10 protein-coding genes are annotated in these 9,930 nt (G+C 77.8%); 6 read left to right on the plus strand and 4 right to left on the minus strand.

Annotated elements, in window-relative coordinates; genetic code table 11:
- Positions 1-1,050: MFS transporter (locus tag GTQ99_RS14575; RefSeq protein ID WP_166616462.1), on the minus strand; the 1,050-nt coding region annotated here is incomplete at its 3' end.
- A gap of 66 nt (positions 1,051-1,116) precedes the next feature.
- On the opposite strand from GTQ99_RS14575, the gene GTQ99_RS14580 reads away from it, so the two are divergent.
- A complete protein-coding gene (locus GTQ99_RS14580) occupies positions 1,117-1,719 on the plus strand; it encodes a histidine phosphatase family protein (RefSeq protein WP_166616463.1) in 603 nt (200 codons plus the stop codon).
- 66 nt (positions 1,720-1,785) lie between these two features.
- The gene (locus tag GTQ99_RS14585) at positions 1,786-3,189 is read left to right on the plus strand and encodes an EAL domain-containing protein (RefSeq protein ID WP_166616464.1); all 1,404 of its coding nucleotides are present in this window, start codon (positions 1,786-1,788) and stop codon (positions 3,187-3,189) included.
- Positions 3,190-3,237: 48 nt separating this feature from the next.
- Here GTQ99_RS14585 and GTQ99_RS14590 read toward each other — a convergent pair whose 3' ends face one another.
- Together GTQ99_RS14590 and GTQ99_RS14595 are read right to left on the minus strand one after the other, a co-directional pair.
- Positions 3,238-3,687 (minus strand): Rid family hydrolase, encoded by a 450-nt coding sequence (locus tag GTQ99_RS14590; RefSeq protein WP_166616465.1) that lies wholly within the window; start codon positions 3,685-3,687, stop codon positions 3,238-3,240.
- Entirely contained in the window at positions 3,684-4,457 is a 774-nt protein-coding gene (locus GTQ99_RS14595) for an IclR family transcriptional regulator domain-containing protein (RefSeq protein ID WP_166616466.1), read from the minus strand. The genes GTQ99_RS14590 and GTQ99_RS14595 overlap by 4 nt, the downstream gene beginning before the upstream one ends.
- Before the next feature lie 155 nt (positions 4,458-4,612).
- Here GTQ99_RS14595 and GTQ99_RS14600 point away from each other — a divergent pair, with 155 nt between their 5' ends.
- The 3 genes from GTQ99_RS14600 to GTQ99_RS26130 all read left to right on the plus strand — a co-directional run bounded on the left by GTQ99_RS14600 (position 4,613) and on the right by GTQ99_RS26130 (position 8,282).
- Complete coding sequence (locus GTQ99_RS14600; protein ID WP_338075007.1) at positions 4,613-5,896, plus strand: type III PLP-dependent enzyme domain-containing protein; 1,284 nt, start codon at positions 4,613-4,615, stop codon at positions 5,894-5,896.
- Positions 5,893-7,512 (plus strand): N-acyl-D-amino-acid deacylase family protein, encoded by a 1,620-nt coding sequence (locus GTQ99_RS14605; RefSeq protein ID WP_338075008.1) that lies wholly within the window; start codon positions 5,893-5,895, stop codon positions 7,510-7,512. Before GTQ99_RS14600 ends, GTQ99_RS14605 begins: the two co-directional genes overlap by 4 nt.
- A 95-nt stretch (positions 7,513-7,607) precedes the next feature.
- Entirely contained in the window at positions 7,608-8,282 is a 675-nt protein-coding gene (locus GTQ99_RS26130; protein WP_166616467.1) for a PadR family transcriptional regulator, read from the plus strand.
- Here the strand turns inward: GTQ99_RS26130 and GTQ99_RS14615 are convergent.
- On the minus strand, positions 8,260-8,862 hold the full coding sequence (locus tag GTQ99_RS14615) for a hypothetical protein (RefSeq protein ID WP_166616468.1): 603 nt from the start codon (positions 8,860-8,862) through the stop codon (positions 8,260-8,262). The genes GTQ99_RS26130 and GTQ99_RS14615 overlap by 23 nt on opposite strands.
- Before the next feature lie 218 nt (positions 8,863-9,080).
- Between GTQ99_RS14615 and GTQ99_RS14620 the strand changes: the two genes are divergently transcribed.
- Positions 9,081-9,824 carry a TipAS antibiotic-recognition domain-containing protein gene (locus GTQ99_RS14620; RefSeq protein ID WP_166616469.1) on the plus strand — a complete coding sequence of 248 codons (744 nt, stop codon included), beginning with the start codon at positions 9,081-9,083 and terminating at the stop codon, positions 9,822-9,824.
- The last annotated feature ends 106 nt before the right edge of the window (positions 9,825-9,930 follow it).

Here is a 9,930-nt window from a genome sequence, read left to right on the forward strand (position 1 = left end):
GCCCACGAGGAAGGCCAGGTACCCGCCCGTGGCCACGAAGCTCACCCGCGCCGTCGCGCCCTCCGCCTCGTCGCCGGCCGCGGACACCCCCAGCGGGAAGCCCAGCGCCGCGCCCAGCCCCCAGCACAGCACCCCGAGCGCACCCAGCAGCGCCCACGGCGCGAGCACCACCAGCAGCAGGCCGACCGCGGCCAGCACCGCGCTCGCGCGCAGCACCGGCACCCGGCCGACGCGGTCGACCAGCGGGCCGCCGCCCACCCGCCCCAGCGCCATCGCCAGCCCGAAGACCGCGTAGACCAGCGCGCCGGCCGAGGCCTCCAGGCCGAAGCCGTCCACGACGATGAGCGGCAGCCAGTCGCTGGCCGAGCCCTCCGCCAGCGCCATCCCCAGCACCAGCACCGCCAGCAGCAGCACGCGGCGCTCGCGGTGCACGGCGGGGCGCGGCCCGGTGCGGTGGGCGCGCACCGGCTCGCGGCCGGTGCCGTCCGGCAGCGAGCGCACCGCCGCGGCGACGACCACGAGCAGCAGCAGCGCCACGGCGCCAAGGTGCACGGGCACGGGCACCTCCGTCGCCGTCAGCGCCACCCCGGCCAGCGCCCCGGCGAAGGTGCCCGCGCTGAAGCAGCCGTGCAGCACCGGCAGCACCGAGCGGCCCAGGGCGCGCTCGACGTCGGCGCCCTCGACGTTGACGGCGATCTCCGCGGAGCCGGTGCCGGCGCCGAAGAGGGCCAGCCCGCCCGCCACGAGCGGCGCGCTGCCCGCGCCCGCGCCCGCGGCGACGGTGGCCACGCCCACCACCTGCAGCAGCCCGCCGGACAGGACGACCGAGCGCGCGCCCCGGCGGGTCACCAGGCCGGGGGAGGCCAGGATCCCCGCCATCGCGCCCGCCGACAGCCCCAGCAGCACCAGGCCCATCCCGCTCGTGCTGGCCTGCACCGCGTCGCGGATGCCGGGGGTGCGCGTCACCCAGGAGGCGAAGGCCACGCCCTGGACGGCGAAGACGGCGAACAGCGCGGTGCGCCGGCGGCCGGCGGGGATCGGTGGGTGCACGGGCCCACCCTGGCAGGACGCGGGTGGACGGGATCGCGGGGCGCCCAGGGCGTAGGGTCCGCTGCTGTGTCGATCCTCGTCGTCCGCCACGGCCAGACCGAGTGGAGCATGTCCGGGCAGCACACCGGCAGCACGGACATCCCGCTGACCCCCGAGGGGGAGCGGCTGGCCCGCACGCTGTCCCCCCTCTTCGCGCAGCGGCGCGTGGCGCTGGTGCTCACCAGCCCGCGCCGGCGCGCGCGCCGCACCGCCGAGCTCGCCGGCCTCACCGACGGCCGCGCGCCCGTGGAGGTCGCCGAGGAGCTCGTCGAGTGGGACTACGGCGCCTACGAGGGCCGCACCACCGCCGAGATCTCCGCGGAGGTGGGCCACGAGTGGTCGGTCTGGCACGACGGCGTCGTGCCGGGCCCGACGCCCGGGGAGTCGGTCCAGGAGGTCGCCGCCCGCGCCCGCGCCGTCCTGACCCGCGCGAACGCGGTGCCCGAGGAGGACGGCGACGTCGTGCTCGTCGCCCACGGGCACCTGCTGCGCGTGCTGGCCGCCACCTGGCTCGGGCTCTCGCCGACCGCGGGCGCGCTGTTCGCCCTGGAGGCCGGCACCTGGGGCGAGCTGGGCCGCGAGCACGGGCGCCCGGTGCTCGTGCGCTGGAGCGTTCCGCCGCTCGGGTGAGCCCACCCGGGTGAGAGCGGGCGCCCGGACGGTTCACCTCGTCGCCCTGCGTGCCGATGGACGTCCGTGAGCGCCGCCTCGATCGCGTGGACGATCGCCGTCCTGCAGACGCTGCTGGCCGCCGCGGCGCTGCTCCTGCTGTGCGTGCGCCGCGACCGCGGCCGCGCCGAGCTCGCCCGCACCGACCCCCTCACCGGGCTGGGCAACCGCCGCGCGCTCGCCGAGGCCGCCGACCCCCTGCTGGCCGCCGGGCGCGGTGCGGGTCTGCTGCTGCTGGACCTCGACGGCTTCAAGGACGTCAACGACTCCCTCGGGCACACCGCCGGCGACGACGTCCTCGTGCAGGTGGCACGCCTGCTGAGCGCCACCGCCGGCGAGCGCGGGCGCGTCACCCGCCTCGGCGGCGACGAGTTCGCCGTCCTCGTCGCCGACCCCGTCGACGCGCAGGAGCTGGAGGTGCTCGCCAAGCGGCTGCTGGCCGCGCTCGCCGTCGGCGGCTTCCACGCCGGGACGATCCCGCTGGACCTCTCGGGCAGCATCGGCATCGCGCTGGCCGGCCAGGACGGCCGCGACCTCGGGCAGCTGCTGCAGCGCGCGGACGTCGCGATGTACGCCGCCAAGCGCGCCCGGTGCGGAGTCCTGCGCTACGACGCCGCGACCGACCCGCACTCCGCCGGCGGCCTGGAGCTGCTGGGGCAGCTGCGGCAGGCCATGGAGGAGGACCAGCTCGTCCTGCACTACCAGCCGAAGGTCTCCGGCGACGGCGCCCGGCTGCTCGGCTTCGAGGCGCTGGTGCGCTGGAACCACCCGCGCCGCGGGCTGCTGCTGCCGGCGGACTTCCTGCCCCACGTGGAGCGCACCCACCTCATCCACGCCCTCACCCGCTGGACGATGATCACCGCGCTGCGCCAGGCGGCGACCTGGCGGGCGCAGGGGCTGCGCACCTCGATGGCGGTCAACGTCTCCGCGGTCAGCCTCGACGAGGGGCTGCTGGGCGTGGTGGAGGAGGCGCTGGCGCTGACGCGCTGGCAGCCGCAGGACCTCGTGCTGGAGATCACCGAGACGGCCGTCGTCGAGGACCCCGCGGGCGCGCGCCGCACCGTCGCGGGGCTGCGCGAGCGCGGGGTCCGCGTGTCCGTCGACGACTTCGGCGCCGGCTCGACCAGCCTGGGGCACCTGCGCGGCCTCGCCGTGCACGAGCTGAAGATCGACCGGCAGTTCGTCGCCGAGCTGGCCGCCCACCCCGAGGACGAGGTCATCGTCTCCGCCCTCATCGCGCTCGCCCACCGCCTGGGCCTGGTGGTCGTGGCCGAGGGCGTGGAGACGGTGGCCGCGGCGGACCGGTTGTGCGCCATGGGCTGCGACGAGCTGCAGGGCTACTTCTTCGCCCGCCCGCTGCCGGCCGCCGCGGCCCTGGCCTGGGCCCGCTCGGAGGGGCTGGCCGAGCCCGCCGTCGTCGAGCTGGCCTGATCCCGGCGCCACCGGCCCGCTGCCGGCCGCCCCTCCGGCCCGGACGGGTCAGCCGAGGGCGGCCAGGGCGTCGATCTCCACGAGCATCTCCTCGCGCGGCAGGCCGGTGAACACCGTCGTGCGCGCGGGCAGCACGCCCGAGGCGCAGCGGGCGGTGACGAACTCGCCGTAGGCCTCGTTCATCGCCGCGAAGTCGTCGCGGGTCGTCAGGTAGACGCGCAGCACGAGGACGTCGTCGAAGGTGGCGCCGCCGGCGCGCAGGACGGCCTCGACGTTGCTCAGCGTGCGCACCGTCTGCGCCCGCACGTCGCCGGGGTGCAGGTACTCGCCCGTCGCCGGGTCGACCGGTCCCTGGCCGGAGACCTGCAGGAGCCCGCCCTTGCGCACGCCCTGGGAGAAGGTGTGCGCGGGGGCCGGCGCGTCGGGGGTGCTGACGGCGGTGCGCACGGTCGCGTCGGTCGCGTCGGTCGCGTCGGTCGCGTCGGTCGCGTCGGTCACGGTGGGGTTCCTCCAGGGGGGTCGTACCCGCAGTCGCGGGAGACGTCCGCGGTCGCGGACGTCAGGGTGGGCACGAGGGCCAGGACGGCCTCGTGGGGCAGCAGGACGTCGGGCACCGAGATCGACACGGCGGCGCGGACCCGGCCGTCGGGTCCGCGCACCGGTGCGGCGACGCAGTTGACGAACGTCTCGTCCTCGCCGTGGTCCTGCGCCCAGCCGCGCTCGGCGACCTCGGCGACCTCGGCGAGCAGGGCGTCGGGGTCGGTCAGGGTGCGCGCGGTGGAGGCGGGCAGCGGCAGGGCGCGCACGAGGAGCTCGCGCTCGGCGGGGGGCAGGCCGGCGAGGAGGACCTTGCCGACGGCCGTGCGGTGCAGCGGTGCGGTGCCGCCGATGCGGGAGGCCGTCCGCACGGGCGCGTCGGGCGGTTCCAGCTCCTCCACGTACACGCAGCCCGCGCCCGGTCGCGGGTCGAGCACGGCCAGGTGCACGGTCTGGCCGACCGCGTCGCGCAGCCGGCGCAGGCGCGCGGCGGCCGCGGCGCGCACGTCGAAGGAGTCCAGCGCCTGCTGGGCGAGGCGGAAGAGGTGCGCGCCGAGGACGTAGCGGTGCTGGGCGTCGTGGTGGACGTAGCCGGCGTCCTCGAGCACCCGCAGCAGCCGCAGGACGGTGCTCTTGTGGGTGCCGCTGGCCACGGCCAGCTCGCCCAGGGTGCAGGTGCCGGCGGCCACGAGGTCCAGCAGGCCCAGCGCCCGCTGCAGGGACGCGCTCACGGCGCCGCCCCGCCGGTGCCGACGACCTTTGACCGGACCACGCGGCGATGCTAGAACGGCGTCCCACACGAGTGCAACGGCCGTTGCGCTGTGCGCAACGCAGGTCGGGCGACCTGCGACGAGACGGGCCGGCCAGGCCCGCGACGGGAGTCGCCGTGGGGTACGACGCAGCAGACCTCGGACCGCTGGACCCGCGGCACAAGGCCGTCCCGGTCGAGGCCCGGGGCCGCGACGCGCAGGAGGTCGCCGCCGCCCGCCCCGGCCTGGCGCGGCTGCCGACCCCGCTGCTCACCCTCGACGCCGGGGCGCTCGAGGCCAACGTCGCCGCCATGGCCGCCTGGGCGCGCGGGCGCGGCGTCGACCTCGCCCCGCACGGCAAGACGACGATGGCGCCCTCGATCTGGCGGGCCCAGCTGGCCGCCGGCGCGCTCGGCCTCACCGTCGCCACCCCCTGGCAGCTGACGGTGGCGCTGCAGCACGGGGTGCCGTGGGTGCTGGCCGCCTACCCCCTGCTCGACCCGCAGGTGCTGCGCCTGGTCACCGGCCCGCAGCGCGGCGGCGCGCGCGTGCTGTGCTGGGCCGACGGCGTGGACGTCGTCGCGGCGATGGCCCCGCACGTGGCCGGCGCCGCGCAGCCCGTCGACGTCCTCGTCGAGCTCGGCGCACCGGGCGGGCGCACCGGGGCCCGCTCGACCGCGGCCGCGATCGAGGTCGCCCGCGCCGTGGCCGCCACCCCCGGGCTGCGGCTGGCCGGGGTGGCCGGCTACGAGGGGGCGCTGGCCCACGACGCCACCCCCGCCAGCCTCACCGTCGTGCGCACCTACCTGTCGGACCTGCGCTCGCTGCACGCCCGGCTGCTGGCCGCGGGCCTGTACCCCGAGCTGCCGGAGGGGATCGTCGTCAGCGCCGGCGGCAGCGCCCACTTCGACGCCGTCGCCGACGTCCTCGGCCCGCTGCACGAGCCCGACGGCGAGGTGCCCGTGCGCGTCGTGGTGCGCGCCGGCGCCTACGTCGCGCACGACGACGGCTTCTACCGCTCCATCACCCCCATGGCGCGCGGCGCCGCCGGCGAGCTGCGCTCGGCCCTGCACGGGTGGGCGCGGGTCCTCTCGCGCCCCGAACCCGGTCTGGCGCTGGCCGACGCGGGCAAGCGCGACCTGCCCTTCGACGAGGGGCTGCCGGAGGTCCAGGCCGTGCGCCGCGCCGGCGAGGGGGACACCGAACCCCTGGAGGGGGCGAGCGCCACGGCGCTCAACGACCAGCACCTGTTCGTGCGCCTGGAGGGCGCGGCGCGCGAGGTGCGCGTCGGCGACGTGCTGCGGCTGGGGCTCTCGCACCCGTGCACGGCGTTCGACAAGTGGCAGCTGCTGCCCGTGCTCGACGACGCGCTGGCCCCGCAACCGGTGCTCGTGGACTGGGTGCGGACGGTCTTCGGGTGAGCGGGGACCGGGTGAGCGGGGACCGGGTGGGCGCGCCGCTGGTCGTGCGCGGCGCCCTGCTCGTCGACGGCACGGGAGCACCCGCCCGCCGCGCCGACGCGCTGCTCGTGGACGGCCGCGTCGCCGAGCTCGGGGAGGTCGGCACCACCGCCGGCGCGCGCGAGCTGGACGCCGGCGGCCTCGTCCTGGCCCCGGGTTTCATCGACATGCACGCCCACTCCGACCTGGCGGTGCTCACCGACCCCGCGCACCTGGCCAAGACCACCCAGGGCGTGACGACCGAGGTCGTCGGCCAGGACGGGCTGAGCTACGCCCCCGTCGACGACGCGGCCCTCGACGTGCTGCGCGAGCAGCTGGCGGGCTGGAACGGGGTCCCCGACCTGGACTGGTCCTGGCGCACCGTGGGGGAGTACCTGGACCGCGTCGACGCCGGCGCGGCCGTGAACGTCTGCTACCTCGTGCCGCAGGGCACCGTGCGGGTGCTCGCCGTCGGCACCGAGGACCGGCCCGCGAGCGCGGCCGAGCTGGCGCGCATGCGCGAGCTGGTGGACGCGGGGATGCGCGAGGGCGCGTTCGGGATGTCCAGCGGGCTGACGTACGTGCCCGGGATGTACGCGGGCACCGACGAGCTCGTCGCGCTGTGCGAGGTGGTCGCCGCGCACGGGGGCTTCTACGCCCCGCACCAGCGCTCCTACGGCCGGGGCGCGCTCGAGGCGTACGCGGAGGTCGTCGAGGTCGCCCGCCGCTCCGGCGCCGCGCTGCACCTGACCCACGCCACGATGAACTTCGCGGTCAACGCGGGCCGGGCCGGCGAGCTGCTCGCCCTCGTCGACGCCGCCCTCGCCGACGGCCTCGACGTCACCCTCGACACCTACCCCTACCTGCCCGGCTCGACGACCCTGGCCGCCGTGCTGCCCAGCTGGGCCGCGGCCGGCGGCCCGGCGGCCACCCTGCGCCGGCTGGAGGACCCCGCTGCGCTGCAGCGCATCCGCCACGCCGTCGAGGTCGAGGGTTCCGACGGCTGCCACGGCGTCGTCGCCGAGTGGGGGACGCTGGAGGTCTCCGGCGTCCGGCACGCGGAGCTGTCCGGCCTCGTCGGGCGGACGATCGCGCAGATCGCCGCGGACACCGGTGCGCCGCCGTTCGAGGTGTTCACCGACGTCCTGCGCCGCGACCGCCTCGGCACGACGGTCCTGCAGCACGTGGGCCACGAGGAGAACGTGCGGGCCGTCATGGCCCACCCCCGCCACTGCGGCGGCAGCGACGGGCTGCTGGTGGGCGCGAAGCCCCACCCGCGCGCCTGGGGCACGTTCGCGCACTACCTGGGCCGCTACGTGCGCGAGGAGGGCGTGCTGGGCCTGGAGGAGTGCGTGGCGCACCTGACCTCCCGGCCCGCCCGCCGCCTGGGCCTGGCCGACCGCGGCGTCGTGCGCCCCGGCGCCGTCGCCGACCTCGTCCTCTTCGACCCCGCCACCGTCGCCGCGGGGTCCACCTTCGCCGAACCCCGCCGCCAGGCCGTCGGCATCCCGCACGTCCTGCTCGCCGGGACCCCCGTCGTCGCCGACGGCGTGCGCACCGGCGCCGTGCCCGGCCGCGCCCTGCGCCACCGCGGCTGACGCCCCGCCACCGACCCCTTGTCGAGCGACACTCAACGATATATCGTCGATGCATCGAGCGGGGCGCAAGGTCCCGCCGGTCGCGGAGGTGGGACATGAGGGGCACGAGGGGCGAGGCGTTCGGGGCGGGTCCGTGGGGACCGCGCGGACCGGGGCGCGACGAGGAGCGCGACGGCGGGCCGTGGGGTCCGTGGGGAGGTGCCCGCCGCCACCACCCGGGCGGGCCGTTCGGCTTCGGGGGGCCGGACTGGCCGTTCGAGGCGCGCGGGCCGCGGGGCTTCGGCGGGTTCGGGCGCGGCGGCGGGCGCCGTCCGCGCGGCGACGTGCGGGCCGCGGTGCTCGTGCTGCTGGCCGAGGGGCCCAGCAACGGGTACCGCATCATCGGGGAGGTCGCCCGCCGCAGCGACGGCCAGTGGCGGCCGAGCCCGGGCTCGGTCTACCCCACCCTGCAGCAGCTGCAGGACGAGGGGCTCGTGGAGGCGGACGCGCAGGACGCCAAGCAGTTCACGCTGACCGAGGAGGGGCGGCGCCACGTCGCCGAGGAGCTGGCCGACACCCCGCCGCCGTGGGAGGCGGCCGAGGCCGCGCCCGGCCGCGAGCAGGCGCACCAGCTGCGCCGCCAGCTCGGCAGCATCGCGGCCACCTACCAGCAGATCGCCGTCACCGGCCGCCCGGCCGACCTGCGCCGGGCCGGCGACGTGCTGGAGCAGTGCCGCCGCGACCTGGTCGCCATCCTGGCCCAGGACCTCAGGGAGACGCCGGAGCCCTGACGCGCGTGCGGGCCACGACGGGCGTGACCGCGTGCACGACCCCGGCGTGCGGCAGCACGTGCGACAGCGGGGGGCCGCCGGGGCCCAGCAGGTCCAGCCCCAGCGCGCAGTTGGCGACCAGGCGGTGGTCCCCGCCGCCGCGCACCGGCCCGGTGCTGGCGCGCGCGCCGGCGCGGCGGTGCCGCACGTGCTCGGCGATCCAGCCGGGCCCGACGACCACGTCCGGGCTCGTCACCAGCAGCAGCGTGCCCGCCGCCCCGCCCGTCCCGCTGGTCCCCGCGTGCGCCGCGCGGTGGGCCAGCTCGGCGGCGGCGGCGTCGAGCAGCTGCCCGGCGTCCTGGGCCCCCGGGTGGTGCGCGACGGCGAGGTCGACCCCGTCCACGAGGGCGACCAGCGGCGCCCAGGAGGCCAGCAGGCGCTCCAGCGCCGCGGGCGAGGGCGTGGCCAGCAGCACGGTCGTGGGGACGCCGCCCGCCGCGGCCTCGTCCGCCGCGGCCACGAGGTGCTCCAGGCAGGCCTCCGCCAGCGGCGCGTCCGCGGGGGCGACCGGCAGCACGACGACGGCGCGGTCCACGCGCACCCCGCCACCCCCGTCCGCCCCGTCGGAGCACTCCTCGTAAGCACCTGTCTACTGAGAGTGTGCGCCCGGGTCAAGATCAGCGCAGCGGGAGCGCCGGGCACCCGGCCGGCGCCCCCGCCCTTGACCCCGACGCTGCGTCAACTCCTACCGTCCTGAGGACCGGCCCGGGGAACGGCCGGGACCAGCGGGTGCACCGGGCTGCAGGAGGGGGTGGGGACGTGGAGTGGACGATCTCGCAGGTCGCCCGCGCCGCGGGCACGACGAGCCGCACGCTGCGCCACTACGGCGACGTGGGGCTGCTCGCACCCAGCCGCACGGGCTCCAACGGCTACCGCTACTACGACGACGCCGCGCTGCGCCGCCTGCAGCGGATCATGCTGCTGCGCGAGCTCGGGATGGGCCTGCCGGCCATCCGCGACGTCCTCGAGGCCCGCACCGACGAGGTGAGCGCCCTGCGCGCCCACCTCGAGCTGCTGCGGGCCGAGGCGGCCCGCACCGCACGGCTCGTCGAGTCCGTGCGCACCACCCTGGAGAGGACCGCACGAGGAGAGGAGCTCGACGTGGATCAGGTGTTCGACGGCTTCGACCACGGCCGCTACGAGGAGGAGGTCGTGCAGCGCTGGGGGCGCGCCGCGGCCGACGACGCCCGGCGGACCTGGGGGTCGCTGGGCGAGCGGGGCCGCGAGGCGCACGCGGCCGAGCACGCCGCGCTCGCGCGCGCGTTCGCCGAGGCCGCCGCCCGCGGCGACGACGTGGCGGCACCGCACGTGCAGGAGCTCGTGCGCCGCCACCACGCCTGGGTCTCGCTGTTCTGGACCCCCTCGGCCGAGGCGTACCGCGCCCTGACGCGCGGGTACGTGGACGACGAGCGGTTCCGCGCCGCCTATGACGCCGCCGGCCCCGGCACCGCGCGCTACCTGAGCGAGGCCGCGGACGTGTTCGCCGGGCGGTCGCTGAGCTGACGCCCGCGCGTCACCGGCCCGACCACCGCGCGCCGCCGCCGTGTCGGGGGGCGGGTGCAGGCTGGTCGCATGAGCGGAGCGAGCGGTGTCGCGGGCGGCGCGCGGT

The sequence above is a fragment of the Kineococcus vitellinus genome (assembly GCF_009906315.1).
GTDB lineage: Bacteria > Actinomycetota > Actinomycetes > Actinomycetales > Kineococcaceae > Kineococcus > Kineococcus vitellinus.